The organism is Spirosoma arcticum (assembly GCF_054779955.1).
Genome location: NZ_BAAGXG010000013.1, coordinates 92,630 through 118,350, shown reverse-complemented (window position 1 = coordinate 118,350; position 25,721 = coordinate 92,630). Strand labels below are relative to the sequence as shown.

General features: G+C 56.2%; 16 protein-coding genes. 10 read left to right on the top strand and 6 right to left on the bottom strand.

Translation table 11 applies throughout. The features are described 5' to 3' along the window. Window positions 1–15: 15 nt before the first annotated feature. A complete protein-coding gene (gene recO, locus ACYVHB_RS24810) occupies window positions 16–708 on the top strand; it encodes a DNA repair protein RecO (protein WP_461054509.1) in 693 nt (230 codons plus the stop codon). Window positions 709–741: 33 nt separating this feature from the next. Here the strand turns inward: recO and ACYVHB_RS24805 are convergent, their stop codons facing one another. After that, window positions 742–2,019: an MFS transporter gene (locus tag ACYVHB_RS24805; protein WP_461054508.1), complete on the bottom strand. Its 1,278-nt coding sequence runs from the start codon at window positions 2,017–2,019 to the stop codon at window positions 742–744. A 264-nt stretch (window positions 2,020–2,283) separates the two neighbouring features. On the opposite strand from ACYVHB_RS24805, the gene ACYVHB_RS24800 reads away from it, so the two are divergent. From ACYVHB_RS24800 to ACYVHB_RS24780, 5 genes are all read left to right on the top strand, one after another. Then, window positions 2,284–3,645 (top strand): DUF1800 domain-containing protein, encoded by a 1,362-nt coding sequence (locus tag ACYVHB_RS24800; protein WP_461054507.1) that lies wholly within the window; start codon window positions 2,284–2,286, stop codon window positions 3,643–3,645. A gap of 91 nt (window positions 3,646–3,736) precedes the next feature. After that, on the top strand, window positions 3,737–5,278 hold the full coding sequence (locus ACYVHB_RS24795; protein WP_461054506.1) for a DUF1501 domain-containing protein: 1,542 nt from the start codon (window positions 3,737–3,739) through the stop codon (window positions 5,276–5,278). A gap of 32 nt (window positions 5,279–5,310) precedes the next feature. Next, window positions 5,311–5,940: a Uma2 family endonuclease gene (locus ACYVHB_RS24790; protein ID WP_461054505.1), complete on the top strand. Its 630-nt coding sequence runs from the start codon at window positions 5,311–5,313 to the stop codon at window positions 5,938–5,940. 23 nt (window positions 5,941–5,963) lie between these two features. Beyond that, complete coding sequence (mazG, locus tag ACYVHB_RS24785) at window positions 5,964–6,812, top strand: nucleoside triphosphate pyrophosphohydrolase (protein WP_461054504.1); 849 nt, start codon at window positions 5,964–5,966, stop codon at window positions 6,810–6,812. A gap of 115 nt (window positions 6,813–6,927) precedes the next feature. Then, a complete protein-coding gene (locus ACYVHB_RS24780; protein ID WP_461054503.1) occupies window positions 6,928–7,662 on the top strand; it encodes a metallophosphoesterase family protein in 735 nt (244 codons plus the stop codon). Between the two features lie 66 nt (window positions 7,663–7,728). Here the strand turns inward: ACYVHB_RS24780 and kduI are convergent, their stop codons facing one another. From kduI to ACYVHB_RS24765, 3 genes are all read right to left on the bottom strand, one after another. After that, window positions 7,729–8,619 carry a 5-dehydro-4-deoxy-D-glucuronate isomerase gene (gene kduI / locus ACYVHB_RS24775; protein ID WP_461054502.1) on the bottom strand — a complete coding sequence of 297 codons (891 nt, stop codon included), beginning with the start codon at window positions 8,617–8,619 and terminating at the stop codon, window positions 7,729–7,731. Between the two features lie 40 nt (window positions 8,620–8,659). Continuing rightward, the gene (gene guaB / locus ACYVHB_RS24770) at window positions 8,660–10,132 is read right to left on the bottom strand and encodes an IMP dehydrogenase (RefSeq protein ID WP_461054501.1); all 1,473 of its coding nucleotides are present in this window, start codon (window positions 10,130–10,132) and stop codon (window positions 8,660–8,662) included. A gap of 143 nt (window positions 10,133–10,275) precedes the next feature. Beyond that, window positions 10,276–10,698, bottom strand: a complete 423-nt coding sequence (locus ACYVHB_RS24765) for a DUF2141 domain-containing protein (RefSeq protein WP_461054500.1) — start codon at window positions 10,696–10,698, stop codon at window positions 10,276–10,278. A 40-nt stretch (window positions 10,699–10,738) separates the two neighbouring features. Between ACYVHB_RS24765 and recJ the strand changes: the two genes are divergently transcribed. The 4 genes from recJ (at window position 10,739) to ACYVHB_RS24745 (ending at window position 20,491) form a co-directional block, all read left to right on the top strand. Beyond that, window positions 10,739–12,481 carry a single-stranded-DNA-specific exonuclease RecJ gene (recJ, locus tag ACYVHB_RS24760; RefSeq protein WP_461054499.1) on the top strand — a complete coding sequence of 581 codons (1,743 nt, stop codon included), beginning with the start codon at window positions 10,739–10,741 and terminating at the stop codon, window positions 12,479–12,481. 6 nt (window positions 12,482–12,487) lie between these two features. Continuing rightward, complete coding sequence (lptB, locus tag ACYVHB_RS24755) at window positions 12,488–13,219, top strand: LPS export ABC transporter ATP-binding protein (protein ID WP_461054498.1); 732 nt, start codon at window positions 12,488–12,490, stop codon at window positions 13,217–13,219. Window positions 13,220–13,364: 145 nt separating this feature from the next. Then, complete coding sequence (locus ACYVHB_RS24750) at window positions 13,365–16,241, top strand: putative Ig domain-containing protein (protein WP_461054497.1); 2,877 nt, start codon at window positions 13,365–13,367, stop codon at window positions 16,239–16,241. Window positions 16,242–16,492: 251 nt separating this feature from the next. After that, window positions 16,493–20,491 carry a putative Ig domain-containing protein gene (locus ACYVHB_RS24745; protein ID WP_461054496.1) on the top strand — a complete coding sequence of 1,333 codons (3,999 nt, stop codon included), beginning with the start codon at window positions 16,493–16,495 and terminating at the stop codon, window positions 20,489–20,491. 158 nt (window positions 20,492–20,649) lie between these two features. Here the strand turns inward: ACYVHB_RS24745 and ACYVHB_RS24740 are convergent, their stop codons facing one another. Then, entirely contained in the window at window positions 20,650–24,027 is a 3,378-nt protein-coding gene (locus ACYVHB_RS24740) for a VCBS repeat-containing protein (RefSeq protein WP_461054495.1), read from the bottom strand. Window positions 24,028–24,147: 120 nt separating this feature from the next. After that, a complete protein-coding gene (locus ACYVHB_RS24735) occupies window positions 24,148–25,710 on the bottom strand; it encodes a SusD/RagB family nutrient-binding outer membrane lipoprotein (RefSeq protein ID WP_461054494.1) in 1,563 nt (520 codons plus the stop codon). Between the last annotated feature and the right edge of the window lie 11 nt (window positions 25,711–25,721).

Here is a 25,721-nt window from a genome sequence, read left to right as displayed (position 1 = left end):
TATGAACTACTAAACATGCTGCAAAAAACCCGAGGTATTGCTCTCAGCTACATTCGTTACCGCGAAACGTCCATTATTGCCCGTGTTTATACCGAAGAGTTTGGTTTGCAAAGCTACATTGTCAACAGCGTCCGCACGGCCAAGAGCAAAAACAACCGCATTGCCCTGTTTCAGCCGCTGACGCTGCTGGAGATGGTCGTTTACTACAAAAACGACCGCGATCTACACCGGATGTCGGAAGTGAAAACCAGCCACCCCTTCCAGAGTTTACCGTTTGAAGTAGCCAAATCGACCATTGCGATGTTCGTGACGGAGATGCTCAACAAAGTACTGAAAGAAGAAGCGGGCAGCCCACCGCTATTCCGCTTCCTGGTCGAGTCGGTGCTGTTTTTGGAGGAAGCCCGTCAGCATTACGAGAATTTCCACCTCGCTTTTCTGCTCAAGCTGTCGTTTTTTCTGGGCTTCGGACCCGAAAACGCCCGCGAGTTTGAGAGCCAGCTTCGCGAAAACTCGTATCCATTCCTGCCCGACGACGAGATGGAAACGGCGCTTAACATCATGCTGCGCCAGCCACTGGGTTCGCCCATTAGACTGGCCCGTGCGTCCCGCAACGACCTTTTAGACGCTTTAGTAGCGTACTATCAGATTCATCTGGACTCCATCGGCGAGGTAAAGTCGCTGCCGGTACTGCGCGAAGTGCTGGGGTAAAGTTCTGTCAACTCGTCCTCAATCAACGACGGATTACTCGGCGACCGGGCTGCTTTCCGCCACAACGGGCGTTTCGCGGATGAACTTCGTGTAAAAACCCCCACCAATTAGTACCATTGTCCCAGCGACGACGATGGGCAAATAAACGTTGATCGTGTCCATATAGGCGGCAATGACGGGTGGCAGGGCGAAAGCCGCCGACAGCACTGACTGGTTGATGCCTAATGTCCGGCCCTGCTCGGCCGGACTGCCACTCTGCGAAACCAGGGCCGTCGAGTTAGGCGAGGTCAGCCCCTGAAACAAGGCCATAAACGGCACCACCAAATACAGCTGCCAACTCTCATTGGGCAGCAAAAACAGCCACAGCGCCAGCCCAAGGCCGAACACGCTGAACCGCAGAATTTGCGCCGGTGCGTAGGTGTTGGCCACTCGCCGAACAACCGTTCCCTGCATCAGCGCGATCCACAAGCCGACGTAGGCGAAATAGCGGCCAATGTGCGTCTGGTCGAAGTCGAAAACCTTAATCAGAATAACCTGGAAAAACTGCGTGTAGAAGTTAAAGCCGAGGGCGTAGAAAAACACGCCTAAGAACAGGATGCGTAGGCGAAAATCACCGAAGGCAGCCCGCAGGTTCTGGACGCCCGTCAGCATTGTGACCCGGCGGTTAATGGGCGTTTTCAGCGTTTCGCGAAACATAAAAATCACCAGTCCGATGTTGAGCAGCGACAGACCCGCAGCCGCCAGGAAGGGCGTTGTGAAGTTGAACCACGACACCGTATTCGGGTTCGCCAATTCGCCCCCCAGTGCCGGGCCAATGATGAACCCGATGCCAAAAGCCACGCCAATTAAGCCGAAGTTTTTGGTGCGCGATTTGTCATCACTGATGTCGGCAATGGCCGACTGGATGACGGAAATGTTAGCGCCACCAATGCCGTAGATCGTGCGGCTCACAAACAGCAGCGGTACGTTTTTGAGGTAAATTCCCAACGCAAAAACCAAGTAACCCACCAGCGTCAGCACCAGCGAACCCAGCAGCACTTTCTTGCGGCCATGCCGGTCCGAGAGGGCACCCAGCAACGGACCGCTAAAGAACCCGGCGATGGAAAATACGGCGATGAGTACGCCCAGTAGCAGCGTTCGCTGATCCTCGGAATAGCTAACGGGCAAAAAATCGGATTCGGGCCGGAGCAACAGCGGGGCAATAATTGGATTGGCAATGCCGACGCCCACCAGATCCAGAAATACGGTGAAAATGATGGTAAACAACCGCCGTCGGTTAGCGGCTGACTGAGCAGGGTCGGGTGGATTCATGAAGTCGCCTGTCGGAGATGCTCAAAGGATAACTGCCGCCACCCCCGAACGGTTACGAATGATTTTTTTTTGTTGAATGATTAAACGATGCGCTCCTCTATCTGTCCGATCAAAAGGATTTAAGTCCGTTGAACTGCCTTGACAATTAAAACTTTAGCTATATTTCATCCGTTCTCAGTTCGGACGTTTGTCATTTCTGATTCCACTTATAGAACTTGCGCGAATTAATCGTATAGTATTCTCAACTGAACGAAACAGCTACCCATGATCGTCTGGAATGCCGACACAGCCCGTCACCTGCTTGCCCGTACGTTGTTCGGTTACAGCCGTGGCAATCTTGGAAAAGCACTTTCGTATAGCTCAGTCGACGCATTCGTCGATGGCGAGTTATTGGCCGACCTGCCCACGCCCGAACCTCCCGGCACCTGGGTTACGGAAACACCCGTTCCCAACAACGGCTCGGTCGATGGACAGCGGTATGCCGCCCTCACCGCCTGGTGGCTCAACCGGATGCTGACCGAAGGCACGTCGATGCGCGAGAAGATGGTGCTCTTCTGGCATAATCACTTCGTGTCGGACCGGGCCAAAGTGAATTATCCGCAGCACATGTACCAGCAGAATGCGCTGTTCCGGCAGCATGCGTTCGGCGATTTCCGGCAGTTTACCAAAGACGTGACCATCGACCCGGCCATGCTCATATACCTCGATGGGCGGCAGAGCAACAAGAACGCGCCCAACGAAAATTACGGCCGCGAACTGATGGAGTTGTTCACCCTCGGCATTGGCAACTACACCGAAACGGACGTGAAACAGGCCGCCCTGGCCCTGACCGGCTGGCGCGTCGATGGGCTGAAATCGGTCTTTAACAAAGCCGGTTTCGCCGATGTCTCCAAAACATTTCTGGGACAAACGGGCAACTTCACCTACACTGACATTGTCGACATCATTCTGACTAAAGACGCAACTGCTGAGTTTATCTGCCGGAAGCTTTACAAGGAGTTTGTGTTCTACAAACCCAACGACGCGTTTGTGAAACAGATGGCGACCGAGTTACGCACAGCCAACTACAACCTGCGGACGGTCCTGCGTTTCCTGCTCACCTCCGACGAGTTTTACAAACCCGAATATCGGGGCGCCAAAATCAAAAATCCGGTTGAACTGGCCGTTGGCTCGCTTAAGTTCCTCGACATCGCCAAACCAGATTTCGCCTACGTAGCCGATACCGGGCGCATTCTACAGCAGTACCTGTTCTACCCGCCCGACGTGGCGGGGTGGCCGGGTCAGCGCGACTGGATCAGTTCCAACACCTACCCGGCGCGGGGCGGCTACTCCGATTCGTTAGTGAACGGCCGCCGGGCTAATGGTCAGAACCTATCGTTCAGGGTAGTACCACTCGATTTCGCCCGCAGCTTCAAAAGTGCGGAGAACGCCCCCCAGTTCGTCAACGATGTCAGCAACCTGATGCTGGTGGTTCCACCCACGGCCACGAAAAGTAAACTGCTGTTAGACACGCTTTTAGACGGCACCGTTGCCGCCAACTGGTCGACCAACACGCCAATGGCCGACGTTCGCATCCAGAAATTCCTGAAGGCGCTCATGCGGCTGCCGGAGTATCAACTCACCTAATTAATTAGTGAATGAGTGAATTGGTGAATGAGCGAATCGATTCGCGGGATGTATCCACTAATTCGCTCATTTATCAATTCACTCATTGACCATGAACCGCAACGACTTTCTACGACAATTGGGATTGCTGACCGGTGGGGTGGCCTTCGGGGTGCAGGGTATGCCGGTGCGGGCCTACGCTCACAACCCGCTGATGCTCGATCTGGACGGGACCAATGGCAATATCCTGGTGCTGGTGCAGCTCTCGGGTGGTAATGATGGGCTGAATACGGTGGTGCCGTTCGAGAATGACATCTACTACCAGAAACGCCCGACCATCGCCATCCCGAAGGATAAAGTACTGAAACTAACGGGGCAGATGGGGCTGAATCCGGCCATGAGTGCGTTTCAGGAATTGTACGGCGACGGTCAGCTAAGCATTGTGCAGAACGTTGGCTATCAATCGCCCAACCGGTCGCACTTCCGTTCGACCGACATCTGGCTATCGGGTTCCGACGCCAACGTGTATGAAGACGAAGGCTGGGTGGGACGGTACCTGACCAAAAAGTTTCCGGCCTATCCCCTCACGCTACCCGAGCAGCCGTTGGCCGTTCAGTTGGGATCGGTGGAGTCGATGCTGCTGCAAAGTCAGGCCGGGTCAATGGGGACCGTGTTCGACAACCCCAACGCATTTTACGAGCTGGTGAAAGGCTCCAGCGCCGATACTGACGCCATCCCGAATACCGCTGCGGGTGAGGAACTGAAGTTTCTAAAGCAGATTGCGGCTCAATCGATTCAGTACTCGGATATCATCAAGAAAAAGGCCGACATCGGCAAAAATGTCGTAACCTACCCGAATACGGGACTCGGCAGGCAATTAGCCATTGTAGCCGAACTCATTGCCGGAGGACTGACAACGCCCGTGTACCTGACAACGATTGGTGGTTTCGACACCCACGCCAACCAGGTCACGGCGGGGAACACGATCAGCGGTCAGCACGCCACGCTGCTTAAAACTGTGGCCGACGCAGTGGCGGCTTTTACTAAAGACTTAGCCAAGCAAAACCTCGGCGACCGCGTGACGGTGATGACGTTTTCGGAGTTTGGCCGACGCCTGAACCAGAACGGCACCACCGGCACCGACCACGGCACGGCGGCTCCCCTGTTTGTGGTGGGTAAAACCGTGCGGGGCGGCATCGTTGGGATGACCCCCGATCTAAAGGACCTCGATGGTAGCGGTGATGTAAAGTTTAAAAACGACTTCCGGCAGGTGTACGCCAGCGTCCTGCGCGACCACCTCGGCGTGGATGCCGCCACGACGCAGGGTATTTTGGGCCGGGAATTTGAGACACTGCCCATCTTCCGTCAGTCACCCGCTCTGGTTGTGACGGAAGGCACGTTCGCGCTCAGCCAAAACGCACCCAATCCCTTCGTGGACGCGACCGAAATTCAGTTTACGCTCAACCAGGCGCAGAACGTCCGCCTGACGGTGTATGACCTGCAGGGCCGCGAACTCAGCATCCTGCGCGAAGGCCGGTTCGACGCGGGAAACTATATAGTGCCGGTTAGTGGGGCTGGTATGTCGGCGGGGCACTACCTGTACAGCCTGCAAACCGACAGCGGCCGGGCCGTGAAGCGGATGGTGAAAGGGTAATTCGTTATCTTTACTGAAAAGCAACAAGGACTATGGTAGCAGTCGACAATTTGGCGGAGTACCTGCTGGCGCAGATCAAAACGCAGGATGTGGTACGGGTAGCGGCTTCGGAAGCTGAGTACTTAGATATTGCCCCAGAATTTCCGGGGAAGTTAGAATACCACAACGGCGAAATTATAGCGATGAGTTTAGCAACAGCCTTCCACGAGTTAATCGTGTTGTCCATTGGTCGTTTATTGGCTAATTATTATTTCGACAAAGATTTTCTGGTTACGAGCAGCAATGCCGGACTTCAGATACTCCGGCCGAACGGTAATTATTACCAGCCCGATCTGATGGTGACGCAGGGCGAATGGGTTTTCAAGCCAAACTCTGCCTGCATCATCACGAATCCGTATCTGCTGGTCGAAGTGCTGTCTCCATCGACCATGAAGTACGACAAGGAGGATAAGCTGGAATATTATAAAGACCTGCCGAGCCTGAAATACGTTGTGTATGCTGCTCAAAACCGGCCTTATCTAACAATTTACGAGCGCACCGATCAGCCCGACGTCTGGCTCAATACGGATTACCGAACCCTCGACAGCGTTGCCAAACTCGGCGACCTAACCCTGCCGCTGAGCGAGATCTACCACAAAATTAAGTTTCCCGCAAACCAATAAGGCGGCCCATCTCTTATTGGTTTATGAATCAGGAAAAGCAATTTCACGACTTACCCCCCCGCCGTCAGGAGCAACTGATGGCCTTCGACCGGCTGCTGACCATCATGGACGAACTGCGCGAGCAGTGTCCCTGGGACCGCAAACAAACGCTGGAAAGCCTGCGCCACCTGACCATCGAAGAAACCTACGAACTCTCCGATGCCATTCTCGAAAATGACCTGCCCGAAATCCGCAAAGAACTTGGTGATATTCAACTACACCTGATTTTCTACGCCAAAATCGCGTCAGAAATGGATCGCAGTGCAAGTGGCTGGTTCGACATGGCCGACGTGCTGAATGGCATTTGTAACAAGCTCATCAGCCGCCATCCGCACATCTACGCCGACGCCAATGGCAGTAAAGTCGTTGCCGAAACCGAAGCACAGGTGAAAGCTAATTGGGAGCAACTTAAACTTAAAGAGGGTAATAAGTCCGTGCTGGGTGGCGTACCGGGATCGTTGCCTGCGCTGGTAAAGGCCATGCGGATTCAGGAGAAGGCGCGGGGCGCGGGCTTCGACTGGGACGAGAAACAACGGGTTTGGGAAAAGGTCGAAGAAGAAATGCAGGAGTTCAAAGCCGAATTTAATGCAGACATGGGCGAACCTGTTAATCAGCAACGGGCTGAGGGCGAATTTGGCGATTTGCTGTTCTCGCTCGTCAACTACGCCCGCTTCATCGACCTTAATCCCGAAACCGCGCTCGAACGCACAAACAAAAAATTCATCAAACGCTTTCAGTACATTGAAGAGCAGGCCAAAGCCAACGGCACCACACTGGCCGAAATGACACTGGCCGAAATGGACGTGTACTGGAACGAAGCGAAAACAGTCTGAACCAAGATTTGCAGGATTAGATTGGTAAATAGGATTAAACAAAATTTCGCGTTGCGTCAGCAATCCTGTTCAATCAATCTAATCATGCAAATCCTGGTTCAGGCACCTATTTTATATGAGGATTGCATTTATCACGGACCTCCACATCGGGGCTGAGGGCGAAAAACCGATGGGCGTCGATGTCCGGCAGAATTTTTTGCAGGCGCTGGGCTATCTGGAATATATACGCCCGAACTGTCTTGTCGTAGGTGGCGATATTTGTTACTCAGCGGGTGACCCGGCTATTTACACCTGGGTGAAGGAGTTGCTGAACGCGCTGCCATTTCCGCACTACGTTATTTCGGGGAACCATGATGATTCGGCAATGCTGGCCGAAATCTTCAACAAAACCCACGACCTCACTGGTGCTGAATTATACTACGCCCTGCCACTGGAAGGCCACCCGGCCTTGTTTCTGGACTCATCGAAGGGCACCCTGTCGAAGGCTCAGTGGACGTGGTTGCGCGAGTACCTCTTAGCCCTGCGCGACAATAACCTGCTCCTGTTCATGCACCACCCACCCCTACCCGCCGACGTCGAGTTTATGGATACGCAGTACCCATTTCGGCAGAGTGAGGAATTTCTTGAGTTGGTGCGCGACCTGCCCTGCCACCTTACAGTCGTTTGCGGCCATTACCACGTCGACAAAGTTGTGCAGCGCGGGAACCTGCTGGCCTTACTAACCCCCTCGACTTTCTATCAACTGAAACACGATACGCCCGGCTTCGCCGTCGACCATTACCGCATCGGCATCCGCGAAATCAACCTGACCTCCCACGGCACCACCAGCACCGTGCATTACGTAAAATAACGATTTTCTTCCTGTCAACTAAAGGCGAACGTCTTGTCTACCTCTGTTCATCCGGCTGAAGGTAGGTTAGCGGAGTGCAGAAATGGGTACGGCGTCCATGTCGGTGAATTCTTTGTTCTCGCCCGCCATACCCCAAATGAATGAGTAATTGCTGGTGCCGCAGCCGGAGTGAATAGACCAGGGCGGAGAGATAATAGCCTGCCGGTCAGCTACAATCAGGTGACGCGTTTCGGTCGGTTGACCCATCAGGTGAACCACGCGCTGGTCGGTGGGCAGGTCGAAATAGAGGTAAGCTTCCGACCGCCGGTCGTGGGTGTGGGCGGGCATCGTGTTCCAGACACTACCAGGTTTAAGCACCGTCAGGCCCATGACCAACTGGCAGCTTTCCACCCCGTCGTTGTGAATGTATTTGTAAATGGTCCGTTGATTCACCGTCTCCGGGCTACCCATATCAACCGGCGTGGCCTCCGCGCTGGTCATCAGCCGGGTTGGGCATGACCGATGCGCCGGAGTCGAGAGCCAGTAAAACTGCGCGGGCTGGTTGAGGTCGCTACTGCCGAACGAAACGGTTTCGCAGCCCTGCCCTACGTACAGGCAATCGAGCTTAGCCAGGTCGTAAGCGACGCCCCCGGCCGTAACGGTGCCGGAACCGCCTACGTTGATAATACCAATCTCACGCCGTTGCAGAAAGAAATTGGCCTTTAGTTCGCCGTAATTGAGTAAGTCGAGGGACTGTTGGGTCGGCATGACCCCGCCAAGAAACATCCGGTCGTAGTGGCTGTAGGTAGCCGTTACCTGCCCGGGCTGAAATATTGTTTCGATGAGAAATTCGTCGCGCAACTGCGCTGTATTGGCCAAAGGCAGCGCCAGGGGGCTGCTGGCGTAGCGTTGTTCCGCTTCGGACAAAGACGGGTTAACCTGGCCGTTGGCGGCTGTTGGCTGGGCTGATGAGATCATGGCAAGATTGGGTTAAGGTTGAGTTGGGGATTCACTACTATTACCGCATGGAATAGTTCGGCGCTTCTTTCTGAATCTGGATGTCGTGGGGGTGGCTTTCACGAACACCGGCGGAGGTAATCTTCACAAATTTGGCCTGCTGCAACGCGGGAATGTCGATGGTTCCGCAGTAACCCATGCCCGCTTTCAGGCCGCCAACCATCTGATAAACAATCTCTGAGACTTTCCCTTTAATTGGTACACGACCAACGATACCTTCCGGCACGAGCTTTTTAATATCGTCCTCAGCGTCCTGGAAGTAGCGGTCTTTGGAGCCGTCTTCCATCGCTTCCACCGACCCCATACCCCGGTACGTTTTAAACCGGCGTCCTTCGTAGAGCACCACTTCGCCGGGTGCTTCTTCGGTGCCAGCCAGCAGCGAGCCAATCATCACCGTGCTGGCCCCGCCCGCGAGTGCTTTGGTGATGTCGCCCGAGAAACGGATGCCGCCGTCGGCAATGACCGGAACGCCCGTGCCCTGCAACGCTTTGGCCGATTCATACACGGCCGTCAACTGCGGCATTCCAATCCCGGCAATGATGCGCGTGGTACAGATGCTGCCCGGTCCCACGCCCACTTTCACGGCGTCGGCCCCGGCGTCGGCGAGGGCTTTGGCCCCTTCGCCCGTGGCTACGTTACCGGCAATGACCTGTAGCTTGGGGAACTGCTGTTTAATGCCCCGCACCGCGTCGATAACGCCCTTTGAGTGACCATGCGCCGTATCGACGCTAATTACATCGACGCCCGCTTTGACGAGGGCCTCGATACGGCGGTGCAGGTCGGGGGTAACGCCCACGGCGGCACCCACACGTAACCGGCCCAATTCGTCTTTGCTGGCGTTGGGGTGGCTCTTCTTCTTTAAAATATCTTTGTACGTAATCAGCCCGACCAACTGATACTCATTGTTGACGATGGGCAGTTTCTCGATGCGGTACTGCTGCAGAATGCTCTCGGCTTCTTCGAGCGTTAGTCCTTCCCGCGCCGTAATGAGGTTGTTTCGGGTCATAATGCCGGTAACGGGCTGCGACAGATCACTCTGAAAACGCAGATCGCGGTTGGTCAGGATACCCACCAGTTTATTGCCATCGTCCACAACCGGAATGCCACCGATTTTGAACTCGCGCATAATTTTGAGCGCATCGGCGAGGGTGGCCGTTTCGAGGAGCGTAATGGGGTCGATAATCATTCCGCTCTCCGAGCGTTTGACCTTACGGACCTGATCGGCCTGAGCTTCCACGCTCATGTTTTTGTGAATAATGCCAATACCGCCTTCCTGCGCCATGGCAATAGCCAATGCAGATTCGGTAACGGTGTCCATTGCCGCCGACAGAAGCGGAATGTTCAGTTGAATGGTGCGGGTAAGCTGGGTGACGGTTACCGTGTCACGCGGGAGAACTTCCGAATAGGCGGGCAGAAGCAGTACGTCGTCGTAGGTGAGAGCCTCGTAGAGAAACTTGCTGGTATCTAAGCTCATGGCAAATAAACAGGGGAGGTTATTTGCCGGACAAAAGTACGCAGAAAATCTGAACCGGGATTAGTCTGATTAGAATGATTAACCAAGATTCTGGAAGTTATGATTGAATCCTGAAAATCAGTTTAATCAGTCTAATCCTGGTCCTAAATCAATTTGATGCTGATGGCTTTCCCACTGGCACCGACGCTGAATTTGCAGTCGCCAAACTTGGGAGCCGACATCACCGGTTTGAAATTATTGCTGAATCCGTAGGGTTCCTTGGGAATACCGAACATGCGCTTGTCCATTTTGCCGTTGCCGTTTTCGTCGTGATACACCGCAATGGCGTAGTCGCCCGGCTCGACCGAAAACAGCGTTTGAACGGATTTGCTGCCTGCATTTACTTTTTTGCTGTCGGCGGGTTTGCCTTCGGGAAAGTCTTTTACGGAACGAAATAAAGCAACGTAAACGGCCCCTTTCGATACACGAAGGTTCTGAATGTCAACCGTCAAACTGATTTTTTTGGGCGAAGCTGGGGGAGCCGACAAAGACGCGAACAAGCTGAGTATCGAAAGGAAATGGAGCATAGACTAAAGGTTTCTGTAAAAACGGATTTATCTTGCAATTATGATAGCCCAATCGCCCCCGCCACCAAAACGATGGATCACCAAACCGTTTCCTGATTCAACGGAACAACGGACGGCTATTGAGTCGCTGACGGGTTCGCTCGGTATCAGTCCATTTTTGGCGGCTCTGTTAGTGCAGCGGGGTGTGCATAGCTACGACGACGCCCGGACGTTTTTCCGGCCCGAAATCGGTCATCTGCACGATCCATTCGGGATGAAGGATATGGACCGGGCCATTCTGCGCCTGAAATTGGCTATGACCCCCGGACGGGCCGAAAAAATCTTGATTTACGGTGATTATGATGTAGATGGTACAACCTCGGTAGCTTTAGTGTATGGCTTCCTGAAAAACTACCACCCGCACATCGACCATTACATCCCGGATCGCTATAAAGAAGGATACGGCATCTCGCAACAGGGCATCCGGTGGGCGGCCGATAATGGTTTCTCCCTCATTATTGCCCTCGACTGCGGCATCAAGTCGGTGGAGCGCGTGGCCGAAGCCAAAGCGCTGGGTATCGACTTCATCATCTGCGACCACCACCGCCCCGGCGACCAACTGCCCGACGCAGCGGCCGTGCTTGATCCTAAACGTGACGACTGCCAGTATCCGTACAAAGAACTGAGCGGCTGTGGCGTCGGGTTTAAACTGCTGCACGCGTTTTGTTTGCACAACGGCATACCACTGAGTGAGTTGTACCCGTACCTCGATCTGGTAGCCGTCAGTATCGCTTCGGATATTGTACCGATCACCGGCGAGAACCGCGTGATGGCCTACTACGGCTTAAAATACCTTAACGCAACACCGCGTACCGGCCTGAAAGCGTTAATCAAAATAGCGGGTTTTTCGCAGGAACTGACGATCACGAATCTGGTATTCGGCCTGGGGCCGCGCATCAATGCCGCCGGTCGGATAAAACACGCCAAAGCGGCTGTGCATTTGCTGCTGGCGGAGTCGGACGTGGAAGCCGACGATTTTGCGATGGCCATTAACAAGCACAACAACGACCGCAAGACGTTCGACAGCAGCATGACCGAACAGGCACTGGACATGATTCGGCAAAGCGAGACGATGCGCAGCGCTAAATCGACGGTGCTCTTCGACGCCACCTGGCACAAAGGCGTCATTGGGATCGTGGCGTCGCGGTGCATCGAGCATTTTCACCGCCCCACCATCATCCTGACGCAATCGCACGACAAGGCAGCCGGGTCGGCGCGGTCGGTGCCGGGCTTCGACGTGTACGAAGCCATTGAAGAATGCGCCGATTTGCTGGAGCAGTTCGGTGGGCACACCTTCGCGGCTGGCATGACGATGGCTGTGGCTAATATTGATGCGTTTCGGTTAAAGTTTGAGGCCGTCGTGTCGCGCCGGATCAAAGAGGAAGACCTGACGCCGTTGATCGACATTGACCTGCCCGTGGATTTCAGCGAGATCGACGCCAAATTTGTCCGGATTCTAAAGCAGATGGGGCCGTTTGGACCGCACAACCCACAACCGACGTTCATGACGGAGGATGTTTACCTGGTAAACGAGCCGATCATCATGAAAGATAAACATTTGAAGATCAACGTGCGCCAGAGCCGGACCGGGCACACCATGACGGCGGTGGGTTTCGGTTTCGCCCACTGTGCCGGGCAGTTGCAGGCGGGTAAACCGTTCTCGATTTGCTACCAGGTAGAGCAGAATTTTTACAACGGCAACGTATCCCTACAGTTGATGCTGAAAGATATTCGGTGCGACTGATTAATTATGATTCTAAGAACCGAAAATCTAATCAAAAAATACGGGTCGCGGTTAGTTAACAACAACGTGTCGTATCAGGTTGAAACGGGCGAAATCGTGGGGCTTCTCGGTCCAAATGGCGCTGGTAAAACCACGTCGTTCTACATGGCCGTTGGCTTAGTAAAGCCCAACAGTGGCAAGGTTTTTATCGACGACAAAGACGTAACCGACCTGCCCATGTATAAGCGGGCACGGCTCGGTTTAGGCTATCTGGCGCAGGAAGCGTCCGTTTTCCGGGACTTATCCGTTGAAGAGAACGTGTTGGCGGTGCTGGAAATGACGGATTTGCCCAAGAAAGAGCAAAAGGAGAAAGTTGAGCAATTGCTGGAGGAATTCAGCCTCACGCACGTGCGCAAGAGCAAGGGCAAGGTGCTCTCCGGGGGTGAACGGCGACGCACCGAAATTGCCCGCGCGCTGGCGGTTGACCCCAAATTCATTCTCTTAGACGAGCCTTTCGCGGGCGTCGACCCGATTGCCGTTGAGGATATTCAGAGCATCGTCGCCAAGCTCAAGCACCGTAACATTGGCATCCTCATCACCGACCACAACGTCAACGAAACGCTGTCCATCACCGACCGGGCGTATCTGCTCTTCGAAGGGAAAATTCTGAAACAGGGGTCCGCCGAAGACTTGGCCAACGACGAGCAGGTCCGGCGACTGTATTTGGGACAGAATTTCGAGCTAAAGCGTAAGGTGTAACCGCCTGCCTTGCCCATCGCAACGGGTAGGTGTGTAGTGTGCTCAATAAAGTTTTTACCGTTCGTACAGAAGTAAGGAGGTTTGTTAGCCGGCGCTAATTAGTATTACGAAGTATCCCAATCTTCGTAATACTAACGCTTCAGTTATGAACAAACTTGCTACCATTCGGGCGCTCGGTTGGTTAATCGGCTTGCTCCTGCTCTTCTCCTGGAACCTACAGGCGGAAGTGAACCCGGACCGAATTGCTCCCCCTCATCCGGTTCAGTCTAATAAGACCTTCAAGTTACTAACTCCGGCTGACGACCTTCCCCCGCTCAGCGGGACAGCCACCGTTGGGGTACTTTTTAGCTACCCCTTGCCCGACTTGCTGCCTTTCGAAGGCATCAACCGCACGGTCAGCGTCTCCGTGACGGGGCTGCCCGCCAACGGGCTGCGCTTGGGTGGGGTCGGCTCGGCGTTTAGCATCGCGGGCACGCCTGTCACAGCGGGGGTGATGAGCTTGACCTGGGTCAACACCGAAACTGTCGGCGGCAGCGGCCGCACCGCCTGGCGAGCTATCACCATCACGGTCAACCCTCCGCTTCCCCCCATCAGCCTGACGGCCACCGTTGGGGTGCTCTTTACCAGCGTGCCGCTGCCCTTCCTGATACCTTTAGAAGGCACGACCTCCGTCACTGTAACGGGGCTGCCCGCCAACGGACTGAGCCAAAAGGCAGGCTCCTCCGCTGGGTCGATCATCGGGGGGACGCCCCTCACCTCCGGCGTGATGAATCTGACCTTAGTCAACTCCCAAACGCCCAGTGGCAACACCGCTTGGCGAGCCATTACCATCACCGTTAACCCTCCGCTTCCCCCGCTCAGCGGGACAGCCACCGTTGGGGTGCTTTTTAGCTTCAATTTGCCTTTCCTGATACCCTTGGAAGGCACGACCTCCGTCACTGTAACGGGGCTGCCCGCCAACGGGCTGAGGGTTCAAACTGGTCCGACCATCGGGGGGACGCCCCTCACCTCCGGCGTGATGAATCTGACCTTAGTCAACTCCCAAACGCCCAGCGGCAACACCGCCTGGCGAGCTATCACCATCACGGTCAACCCTCCGCTTCCCCCCATCAGCCTGACGGCCACCGTTGGGGTGCTCTTTACCAGCGTGCCGCTGCCCTTCCTGATACCTTTAGAAGGCACGACCTCCGTCACTGTAACGGGGCTGCCCGCCAACGGACTGAGCCAAAAGGCAGGCTCCTCCGCTGGGTCGATCATCGGGGGGACGCCCCTCACCTCCGGCGTGATGAATCTGACCCTGGTCAACTCCCAAACGCCCAGCGGCAACACCGCCTGGCGAGCCATTACCATCACGGTTAACCCTCCGCTTCCCCCGCTCAGCGGGACAGCCACCGTTGGGGTGCTTTTTAGCTTCAATTTGCCTTTCCTGATACCCTTGGAAGGCACGACCTCCGTCACTGTAACGGGGCTGCCCGCCAACGGGCTGAGGGTTCAAACTGGTCCGACCATCGGGGGGACGCCCCTCACCTCCGGCGTGATGAATCTGACCTTGGTCAACTCCCAAACGCCCAGCGGCAACACCGCCTGGCGAGCTATTACCCTCACCGTTAACCCCGCACCGGGGACACCACCAACGAACAGTCCACCCGTTGCGCCCGGCATTCCCAGTCAGATGGCAACGGTTGGCGTGGCCTTCAGCTATACGGTACCAGCCTTTACTGATCCCGACGCAGGCCAGACGTTGACCTACTCGGTTGCGGGCTTGCCTGACAACGGGTTGAGCTTCAACCCGGCCACGCGCGTCATCAGTGGCACGCCCTCGACCTCGGGCACCTTAGGGGTGACCATCACCGCCAACGACGGCAACGGCGGCTCGGCTTCAGCCAGCTTCACCATCACCATCAGTCCGGCACCAGGGGGCGCTCTGACGCTGCTGGCTCCGACCTACAACTGCGCTACGGGAGCGTTTACCTTCAACACCAGTGGGGGCGACGGCTCCCCCATTACCTTTGCCGCTATTGGCATCACCAGTCCGACGACTAATCCCAACCAATTCGTCGATGTGGGTCTGCGCACCGCTGCCGATGCGCCCCTGATTACGCTGTCGGCCAATCAGAACGGCACACTCGTGACCTACGTGTGGAACATCCGCGCTCAATGCCCAGTCGGGCCAGGCACTCCACCCGTCAATCCACCCAGTGGTGCGCTCACGCTGCTGGCCCCGACCTACAACTGCCAAACGGGTGCGTTTACCTTTAACACCAGCGGGGGGGATGGTAGTGCTATTACATTCTCGGCCATCGGCATCACCGGGCCAACAACCAACCCCAACCAGTTTGTCGATATCGGGTTGCGCACAGCGGCTGACGCACCCTTAATCACGCTGTTGGCCACTCAAAACGGCACAACTGTGACCTATGTGTGGAACATCCGCGCTCAGTGCCCGGTCAGTCCGGGTACTCCGCCCGTCAACCCACCAACAGGTTCTGCTTTAACCTTACTGGCGCCGACTTACAACTGCGCTACGGGGGCCTTCACCTTCAACACCAGCGGAGGCAACGCCACCCCCATTGAGTACCGGGCCGTGCCGGGCATCACCGACTGGACGACCAACCCCAACCAGTTTGTCGATGAAGGCTCACGAACGGCCAGCGACGTACAGCCCTTCCTGTTACAGGCCCGTCAGGGCGGGGTGGTTACCACCTTAGTCTGGGATCTAAAAGCGGCCTGTGGTCGGGCGCGACTGGGGGCGGCTGAGCCGGAGCGTAGCCTGCGGGTGGTGGTGCTGGGCAACCCGGTGGTGGGCGAGACGGTGCCCGTTGAGGTGAGTGGGGCTGAAGGCCAGCCCTTGCGGGTGTCGGTGACCAACGCACAGGGTCGGCCGGTGAGTGAGGAGCGCATTGATCAGGCGGCTGCTACTGAGCGGGTGCGGGTAAAGCTGGGCCGTTCAGCGGGCGTGTATCTACTTCAGGTCAGCAGCCCCGACCAAACCAAGGTCGTGCGGGTGCTAAAGACTGAATAACAGAACACCCGGCACACAACGTACGAAAAAGCCCGCATCATCAGGATGCGGGCTTTTTCGTACCCAGATTACATAATTAACTACTTATTTGTCAGCAGTATAATCTACAGATTCTGTAGGTAAGAGACTTTTGTTTGCCATTTTGCTACGCTTAATAAATGGATAGCAAATTTTTGTCAGTGAAAGTCTGATTTAATCATATAATAGACTACACTTGCCGCAGTCTTAACAACCCAAACCTTTTGACAGACATGCAAAAGATATACACGCTTCGGGCAATCGGCTGGTTAGTCAGCCTGATGTTCTTCACAACCAGCCTGTACGCGCAGGTGAGAACCCGGCACATACCGTCGGGCGGTACCGCACTCAACCAGTTTGGTGCGTTTGGTGCGCAGTCAGCCATTACTACATTAGAACTGGCCAGTGTTGATGCCACCCGACTGATAGCTGAAGATCAGCGGGAGCAAAAAAACGGCCGCCCACCCAGAGTCGCCGTTCCGCAGGATGCCAGTGTGGATGTTCGTAGTTCCGGGACGGTTTCGGAACGCAACGGATATCGAGTGTATCAGTTTGAAATACGGTCGCCGGGGGCGGGCGCGTTGAGCGCCAAGTTCGACCGGCTTCAATTAGCCGAAGGCGCGCAGGTATTCCTGTATAACGCGTCTCAAACGGACCTGATCGGACCGATTACCAGTCAGCAGAACATCAGCAGTGGTAATTTCAGCACAGGCCACGTTGTTGGCGACCGGCTCATCATTGAGCTTCAGGAGCCCATTGCTGTAGCCGGGCAGAGTCAGTTGCATGTGGTGAGCGTCTCTAATTTCTATAACCCCAGAGGACCATTTGGCGGTTTACGCCCTGCCGGTGCCTGCGAAAATAACCAGGCTTGTTTCCCGGCCTACCAGTCAGAGGCTGAAGGGGTGGCACTCATTCGGGTCGACGCCGGCGCGTTAGGCACATTTATTTGTACGGGGGCAACCGTCAACGACGCCCGGCAAAGTTTCCGCTCGTTTTTCCTGACTGCCTTCCACTGCATCGACTTCGATGCCGATCAGACTATTGACGCTAATGAGTCCGGTTCAACACCGAACTGGGTTTTTTACTTTAAATACCAGAGTCCAGACTGCGTAGCGAACACCGACGACAATGTGTACGTAACCATCAGCGGGGCAACGTATCGCGCGGGTGGTGCCGCTTCGGACTTCAACCTGCTGGAGTTAAATGCGCAGGCACCCCAAAGCGAAAACATCTCGTTCCTGGGCTGGGACCGCAGCAGTGCTTTATCCAGTACTACGTTTGGCATTCACCACCCCAATGGCTCTCTGAAAAAGATTTCATTTGGCGGGGCTACCACAACCGTGGGCGTTACCTATGGGCCAGGGGGGTACAACACCGGTGCCGGCACGTCGTTTCTACAGCTTAGCTGGAACGACGGCGTCACCGAAGGCGGATCGTCCGGTTCGCCCCTGTTCGACGTGACGTCCCGGCGTATCGTTGGTCAGTTACTGGGTGGTTCGTCGTTTTGTACACCCCCTTCGGCTCAGAATGCCCCCGATCAGTACGGTCGGTTCTTCACGTCCTGGACGGGGGGCGGCACTGCCTCGACCCGGTTGAGCAACTGGCTGGACCCAACGGGCATCAGCGGCAACACGACCAATCTGGCCGTACCTACCGTTAGCGGACCCGCGGCTTTTACCAACACCGGCTCGTTTGCCCTTAACACGCTCGACGCGTCGATCACATCATGGTCCATCGTTGGCGTAAATGGCCTTGCTTTTACGGCCGCCAGCGGTTCGGGGAATGTTGCTAACCTTACATCCGTTGGCAATGCGTCGAACGTGGTTATTCGGTTCACGGTCAACGCGGGGCAGAGTTATGCCGTCGAGTTTACCAAAACGTTTAACGTCACCACAGCCGCGCCCACTAACACGCCCCCATCGCCACCCGCCGGTGGCATTCCGAATCAAACGGCTACCGTAGGCGCGGCTTTCTCCTATCAGGTGCCCGCCTTCACCGACCCGGATGCGGGCCAAACATTGACCTACTCCGTAACGGGTTTGCCCGCCAACGGGTTGAGCTTTAATGCAGGCACCCGCACCGTCTCGGGTACGCCCTCGGCTTCGGGTACGGTGGGCGTGACCGTAACGGCCAACGATGGCAACGGCGGCACGGCTTCCTCCAGCTTCACCATCACGGTCAATGCAGCCCCGGTGGTGCCACCAGCCAACACGGCCCCAACCGTAGCCAGCGCCATTGCCCCCCAGTCGGGTACGGTGGGCGTGGGCTTCAGCTTCAGCATCCCGCCCGGCACCTTCACCGACGCTGAAACGCCCGGCAGTTTGGCCATCTCGGTGGGTCCTCTACCACCGGGGCTGAGCGCGTCGGGGGGGCTTATTACCGGCACCCCTTCCGCATCGGGCGTCAGCACGGTGACCGTCACGGCGACGGATCCGGGTAGTCTCTCCGTCAGCACCACCTTCCAGTTGACCATTGATCCGGCCCCAGTGGTGCCACCGGCTAACACGGCCCCCACCGTGGCCAGCGCCATTGCCCCCCAGTCAGGTACGGTGGGCGTAGGCTTCAGCTTCACCATTCCGGCCAGCACCTTCACCGACGCTGAAACGCCGGGCAGTCTGGTTGTATCGGTAAGTGGCTTGCCAGCGGGACTGAGTGCATCGGGTAGCGTCATCAGCGGTACCCCGTCGGCATCGGGCGTAAGCACGGTAACGGTGACAGCCACCGATCCGGGCAGCCTGTCGGTCAGCACCACCTTCCAGTTGACCATCAATCCGGCTTCGGTGGTGGTGCCCCCTACGGGACCCTTCAGCATTACGGGCGTGACGACGATCAGTTGTACGACGCTTTCGGCGGGTCAGCGGCAGGTCAGTTTTACCCCCCAGTACGCGGGGGCCAACGGGCAGCCCATCTCTTTCTCGGTGGCCAACGAACTATCGCCCACTACGGCACCGGGTCCCTACACGCTCAATTTGTTTACCGACAACCCAACGATTACGCTGAAGGCCACCCAGAGCGGCACGGCGGGCGAAGCCAGTTTTGCCTACAATTGGTTAGCGGCTTGTGGTGGGGTTACTCCCCCAGCCAATCAGGCTCCAGTGGTGGCCAACAGCATACCGGCCCAATCGGGTACGGTGGGTGTAGGCTTCAACTACACCATTCCACCCGGTACCTTCTCTGATCCGAACGGCGATGCGCTGACGGTGTCGGTGGCTGGTTTGCCAGTGGGACTGAGTGCATCGGGTAGCGTCATCAGCGGTACCCCGTCGGCATCGGGCGTAAGCACGGTAACGGTGACAGCCACCGATCCGGGCAGCCTGTCGGTCAGCACCACCTTCCAGTTGACCATCAATCCGGCTTCGGTGGTGGTGCCCCCTACGGGACCCTTCAGCATTACGGGCGTGACGACGATCAGTTGTACGACGCTTTCGGCGGGTCAGCGGCAGGTCAGTTTCACGCCCCAGTATGCGGGGGTCAACGGGCAACCCATCTCTTTCTCGGTGGCCAACGAACTATCGCCCACTACGGCACCGGGTCCCTACACGCTTAATTTGTTTACCGACAACCCAACGATTACGCTGAAGGCCACCCAGAGCGGCACAGCGGGGGAAGCCAGTTTTGCCTACAATTGGTTGGCGGCCTGTGGCGGGGGGAGCACACCACCAACTCCCGGCTCATTCGCTATCACAGGTGTAACGACAATCAGTTGCACGACGCTTTCGGCGGGTCAGCGGCAGGTCAGTTTCACGCCCCAGTACGCAGGAACCACCGGTCAGCCCATTAGCTTCTCGGTGGCCAACGAGCTGTTGCCCACCACGGCACCAGGTCCCTATACGCTTAATTTGTTCACCGACAACCCCATCATTACGCTGAAGGCCACCCAGAGTGGCACGGCGGGGGAAGCCAGCTTCGCCTACAACTGGTTGGTGGCCTGTAATTCGGGGAGTGCCAGAATAGCAGCTTCAGCGGGCCGTGAAATGTCTCTGAGCGTGTCGGTGCTGGGTAACCCGGCGGTGAGCGAGACGGTTCAGGTTGAAGTACGCGGTGCCGAGGGCCAGCCGTTGCGGGTGTCGGTGGTCAACCTTCAGGGAGGCTTACTGACCGAGGAGCGTATTGAACAGTCGGCGGCCGTTGAGCGGGTCAGTGTGAAACTGGGCCGTTCAGTAGGCGTGTACCTGTTGCAGGTGAGCAGCCCCGGCCAGACAAAAGTGGTACGGTTGCTGAAGAGCGAATAGCAGAACAGCACTGCACAACAACGCAGAAAGAAGCTCGAATCGCCCTGATTCGGGCTTCTTTGTTTGGTGAGGAAATTTAATTCTTCAAGACGTCTTACGCGCAGATGGCTCGTCTAAACCAAGTGGTTTGTCCCTCAAATGGATGCCTGCTCGACCGTTCATTTCGCCAACGTAAACGCCCACACGGTTTTGCCCGTTGCGCCAATGAGTAACGCCGTTTTACCGCCCAGCCGTACCGTTGCTGCATCACGCACGTCGCCGGTCCAGAGCAGGCCAGATTCAGACATGGGCACGTAAGCAAACTGCCCCTTACCCCGATTCAGAAATAACTGCCCCCGGTTGGCGTCGGACTTGCCAATGCGAACGCGGTTGTGCTCGCGGTTGCCGCCAATGACCAGGTCCAGCAACCCATCGGCGTTTACGTCCGCAGCCGCGAGCGCGAAGGCGGTGGTAAACTGCGCTTCGGCAGGTAGCGGTTGCACCACAAACCGGCCCAATGCTTCGGCCGTTTGATCGTTGCGGAACAGCACGGTTCGTAGTTCGGTGGCGTCGAGCTTTTGTGCGGTGCCTAACTCATCCGGCGCGAACAGGTCTGTGACTGTGGCTTTTGAATAGCTGGCATAATCCGTAAACTTCCTACGCAGACTACTAACCTGATCCAGCATCTCATCGCGGGCATTGAACGGATACAGGGCTGCATGCTCGTAGCTGGCCAGCACGGGCAGCGACGCCCGGAACCCAGCCGGTCCGTCGGCAGAACCTTTAAAGCCGTAGAGCATTAATGGTCGGTCCGGCGTGGCCTGAAACTGACTATTTTGTCCGGCATTGGCCACCAGAATATCGGAGTCACCGTCGTTATCAAAATCACGAGTCAGCAGTCGGTTCCAGCAGCCGGTTATCGCAGTTAACCCGTTGGCGAGCAGTTGCAACCGGCCGTTCTGGTGCGTGAACGCCCGCACCGGGCCAAAGTCGGTGGCTACGATCAGTTCCGGCCGACCGTCGCGGGTGAGGTCGGCGAAGGCGGCATCGGTTACCATCCCAAGTTGCGCCAAAGCCGGTTGTTGACTCGTCACATCCGAGAATCGACCGCTGCCATCGTTCAGCAGCAGGTGGCTGACCGGCATTTCGGGATAACGGCCTGGCACGACCCGCGCCCCAACAAATACATCGCTGTCACCGTCACTATCCACATCGGCGACCCGAACGCACGATGCACTCACGCGCACATCGGAAAACGTCGCAGCTTTCGTCAACGTACCTCGTCCATTATTGAGGTATAATCGGGTTTGCAGGCGCGAATCATTGGCGGGCAATTCATAGCCCGCGCTGACGACGATCAGATCTAAATCCCGGTCGCCGTCAGCGTCGAACCATTCGGCCCCGGCGTCTTCACAAGCGTTATCGGTCAGCAACGCGGGCTGAGCCATTGGCACCAACCGTCCTGCTTTCTGAACCAATACCTGACCGCCCTGACCGCGACCGCCACCCACAAACACGTCATCCAAACCATCGCCGTTTACGTCGCCAACGGCAAAACGCGGGCCCGTTTGCGAAAGCATGTACGGCAGCAGGGGCTGAATTTTAAAGTCGTTGACGGCATCCTCCCGGTGGGTTACATCAAGCAGATGGGCGGTTTGCCAGTACGGTTTTGGCACGGGCGGCAACGGTGTTTGAGTCCTTGGTGCGTACGACACTGTCAGTTGGCCTCCGGCAGCGGATCGAACGAGCTGCGTCTTGCCATCGGCCCACCGCACCCGCACCGAATCTACCCGCGACGCCGTTCCCAGCCCGAACAGCAGCGGCCCGTACATGGCCGACTGGAACCCCCGCACCGGCTGAAACTCCTGCACCTGCATCCGGCCTCCCGCCCAAATGCTTACCCGCGAACCAACCAGCGTAGCGGGGTTCGGGCATTGTAGCCGAACGGTCAGGTAATGGTTGGCAGCCGTTTTATCGGCGTGATTTTGATAAATGCCCGCTTCGGCATTGACGTTGTTAATGACTAAATCCAGGTCACCATCGTTGTCCAGATCGGCATATACTGCCCCGTTCGATTGCGTCGGTTCATCGAAACCCCAGTCGGTGGTTTTGTTCTCGAAACGTAAGGATGAACCAGCCGATGTATCGGACTGCGCGTCGGCGGACCGACTTCTGAAGATGTAATTTGGCTCGTTGATGGTGGGCATTTTCGCAATCACTGCCATTTCGTCGGTGGGCTGACCGGTTTCTTTGGCTTTCAGTTGCTCATCCATTGTGAACTTCAGAAACTCCATATTCGTGTAATCGCGGGCGTAGCCGTTGGTCACGAACAGGTCTTTCCAGCCGTCGTTGTCGAAGTCGGCGAATAGGCCCGCCCAACTCCAGTCGGTGTTCGACACGCCCGCCAACTGACCAACCTCGGAAAATATGGGCGTTGTGGATTTGCCAGAGTCGCTGGGTGCCTGATCTCCCACGTTCAACTGCACCATGTTTCGCATGGTCTGGTGGTGGAAACCAGCCCGCAGCAGTTGTTCGTATTTATCGTAGTTATCGTCGCCAGAGGTTAGTTTGATGCGCTCGTTGCGTTCGGGCAGCATGTCGAGCGTGAGCAGGTCCATCCGTCCGTCGTTGTTGATATCGGCCGCGTCGCTGCCCATCGAATACAGCGAGGTGTGTCCCATCGCATCGCGCACCGACTCCCGAAACTGCGGTGCGCCGTTGCGCCCGTTCTGTTGGTTGATATACAGGTAATCGTTCTCGTTGTAATCGTTGGAGACGTACAGATCAGGCCAGCCGTCGTCATTAAAATCGCTCACGGCCACGCCCAGCCCGAAACTCAGCACGTTGGAGACCAGCCCCGCCTGCGCCGATACGTCGGTAAATTTTCCGTTTTGGTTTTGATACAGCTTACTGGTATAGTCGGGATTCGCCTGTTGTTTATAGCTGCCAATCATGCGGCTGAATCCGGCAAACTCCTGCACCGAATGATTCAGTAGAAAGCAGTCCAGATCACCATCGCGGTCATAATCGAAGAAAGCCGCCTGCGTCGAGTAGCCGGGGTCATCCAAACCGTAGTCGGCGGCTTTATTGGTAAATGTCAAATTCTTATTGTTGACAAAAAGCAGGTTACGCCGGAGTTTTGGATTACTGGCGACTGAGCGGCAAACGTACATATCAAGCCAGCCGTCGGCGTTGATATCGACTAATGAAACGCCTGTGTTCCACCCATCAGCCGCAGCCACGCCCGCTTTGTCGGTGATGTCTTCAAATTGTAGCGACGAACCGCCTAAATTGCCTTTGTTAATATATAATTTATTGGATTTCAGATTACCGGTAAAGTATAGATCAATCAGTCCATCGTTGTTGAAATCCCCGGCCGCCACGCCCCCGCCATTGTAGAAGTAACTGTATTTCAACACATTGAACTCCGCTGACTCCTGTAGCGCGTTGTTGAACGTAACATTCGTTTTCGATGACGACAGCTTCTCGAACAGTGTGTCTTTGTGCCGACAGGCCGATAGCGATACGATCAAGAGAATGATGAACAGGTTCTTCATATAAAAAGGCTAAACACAGAGGAGCAGAGAAAGCGCAAAGATCGCGGAGAGAATCTTCTCTGCTATCGCTGCATAATCCTCTGCTCCTATACCGGTCCGCCGGTGCGGTTTAAACAAAAATCAGTTTTTATCCCACCACAACGGCGTACTCACCTTATCGGGACCACCCAGCAGACTTTCGGCCGCTTTCACCGCTTCGCCATTGGTGTCGCGCTCCAGTAGCAGGAACGGGATCCGGCGGGGCCGCTGACCAGCCGTCAGATCAGCGTTTTCGTTGTTGGCCACGGGGTACAGCGTCGGGAACTTGGTCCGGCGGTATTCAGCCCACGCTTCAATGCCGTCGGGATACAACGCCAGCCATTTTTGCGTACCGATCTGCTCGCGTTGCAGCGCGGGAGTTGACGCCCACTTGATGGGCGCGTTCGACAACGCAGGTGACTGCAGGCCGTCGTTGGGGGCAACGGGTGTCTTTTCGGAGTTGACGTAGGCCGCAATAGCCGCTGCGTTCGTGACGCCCCACTGCGTCATGGACGCGGCAATGCCTTTCTCGTAGAAGTCTTTGGCCGTGCCGCCCATAGCCCAGCCATTCAGCGCACCCTCAGCCCGCAGAAAATAAGCTTCGGCGCTGTGCATGATGTTTTGTGGTGTGGAGCCAATAGACGTCCAGGCGGCCCCTCCCCCCGACACCCAGCGCGTTCCCACGTTGGAGGTGGCGTTATTGCCGTTGGCCGCGGTACCAAGTTGAGCCGGAGTCAGGCCGTTCCGCAGTCCTTCAACCGCTCCCGTAGCGGTAGTAGGCTGAAAATAAACCGTTGAGCGCGGATCTTCGTAGCCTTTCAGGGCCGACTCCATGGCTGAACTCATTCGGAACTCGTTCCAGATAGCAATGCGCGAGAGGCCGTTGAAATCGTTGGCCGGTTCGCTTTTCACCATCAGCGCGTCGTCGGCAACGGCTTCCAGCACCCCACCCGCCACGGCCGCTTCAGCCTGCGTTTTGGCAACCGCTGGCGTAACGGCCGATACACGCAGGGCCAGCCGCAGCCGCAACGTGTTGGCAAACTTGATCCATTTGTTCACATCACCAGCATAGAGCAAATCGAACGTGCCGAAAGGTTTCTCGGCGGTTTTACCCTTCAGCACCGTCGTGGCCGCATCGAGCTTTTTGAAGAAATCTTCGTAGATTTTATCCTGCGCATCGTACTTCACCGACCGGGCGGGCTTACCCGCATCGAAGTAGGGAATCGGACCGTAGTAATCCGTCAGGCGGTGAAAACTGTACACCCACCAGATGTCGGTCAGGGCGCGTTCGGCGGTTCCCACCGCGTATCCGTCTTCCAACGACCGTAGCTGCGGCACCGTCTGGGTATAAATCGACGTCCAGCCCCCCTGAAGCCAGTCGAACCGGATTACGTTCCGGTCGGACGGAAAGTACGTGGCCGAGGTCGCATAGTACTGGCTGTACAGGTCGGCAAACAGGTTCTGGGCGATCTGGTAGGTGCCGCCCGCGTAGGACGAAGCCGACTGCGCCTTGGAAAACAGGTACGGTAACTCAGTGCTGGTGAGCGTAACGAGTTTCGTGTTATCCGTATTGATCTCCTGAAACTTATCGGTACAGGCCGACAAACCAAGCACCGACGCCATTGTCAGACTGCCAGCAATCGTGCGTTTTAGTAGTAAGTTCATGGTTATTTCTA

Coding starts and splice junctions, on each gene's coding strand:
- recO (WP_461054509.1), top strand. CDS start 16: ATGCTGCAAAAAACCCGAGGTATTGCTCTCAGCTACATTCGTTACCGC.
- ACYVHB_RS24805 (WP_461054508.1), bottom strand. CDS start 2,019: ATGAATCCACCCGACCCTGCTCAGTCAGCCGCTAACCGACGGCGGTTG.
- ACYVHB_RS24800 (WP_461054507.1), top strand. CDS start 2,284: ATGATCGTCTGGAATGCCGACACAGCCCGTCACCTGCTTGCCCGTACG.
- ACYVHB_RS24795 (WP_461054506.1), top strand. CDS start 3,737: ATGAACCGCAACGACTTTCTACGACAATTGGGATTGCTGACCGGTGGG.
- ACYVHB_RS24790 (WP_461054505.1), top strand. CDS start 5,311: ATGGTAGCAGTCGACAATTTGGCGGAGTACCTGCTGGCGCAGATCAAA.
- mazG (WP_461054504.1), top strand. CDS start 5,964: ATGAATCAGGAAAAGCAATTTCACGACTTACCCCCCCGCCGTCAGGAG.
- ACYVHB_RS24780 (WP_461054503.1), top strand. CDS start 6,928: ATGAGGATTGCATTTATCACGGACCTCCACATCGGGGCTGAGGGCGAA.
- kduI (WP_461054502.1), bottom strand. CDS start 8,619: ATGATCTCATCAGCCCAGCCAACAGCCGCCAACGGCCAGGTTAACCCG.
- guaB (WP_461054501.1), bottom strand. CDS start 10,132: ATGAGCTTAGATACCAGCAAGTTTCTCTACGAGGCTCTCACCTACGAC.
- ACYVHB_RS24765 (WP_461054500.1), bottom strand. CDS start 10,698: ATGCTCCATTTCCTTTCGATACTCAGCTTGTTCGCGTCTTTGTCGGCT.
- recJ (WP_461054499.1), top strand. CDS start 10,739: ATGATAGCCCAATCGCCCCCGCCACCAAAACGATGGATCACCAAACCG.
- lptB (WP_461054498.1), top strand. CDS start 12,488: ATGATTCTAAGAACCGAAAATCTAATCAAAAAATACGGGTCGCGGTTA.
- ACYVHB_RS24750 (WP_461054497.1), top strand. CDS start 13,365: ATGAACAAACTTGCTACCATTCGGGCGCTCGGTTGGTTAATCGGCTTG.
- ACYVHB_RS24745 (WP_461054496.1), top strand. CDS start 16,493: ATGCAAAAGATATACACGCTTCGGGCAATCGGCTGGTTAGTCAGCCTG.
- ACYVHB_RS24740 (WP_461054495.1), bottom strand. CDS start 24,027: ATGAAGAACCTGTTCATCATTCTCTTGATCGTATCGCTATCGGCCTGT.
- ACYVHB_RS24735 (WP_461054494.1), bottom strand. CDS start 25,710: ATGAACTTACTACTAAAACGCACGATTGCTGGCAGTCTGACAATGGCG.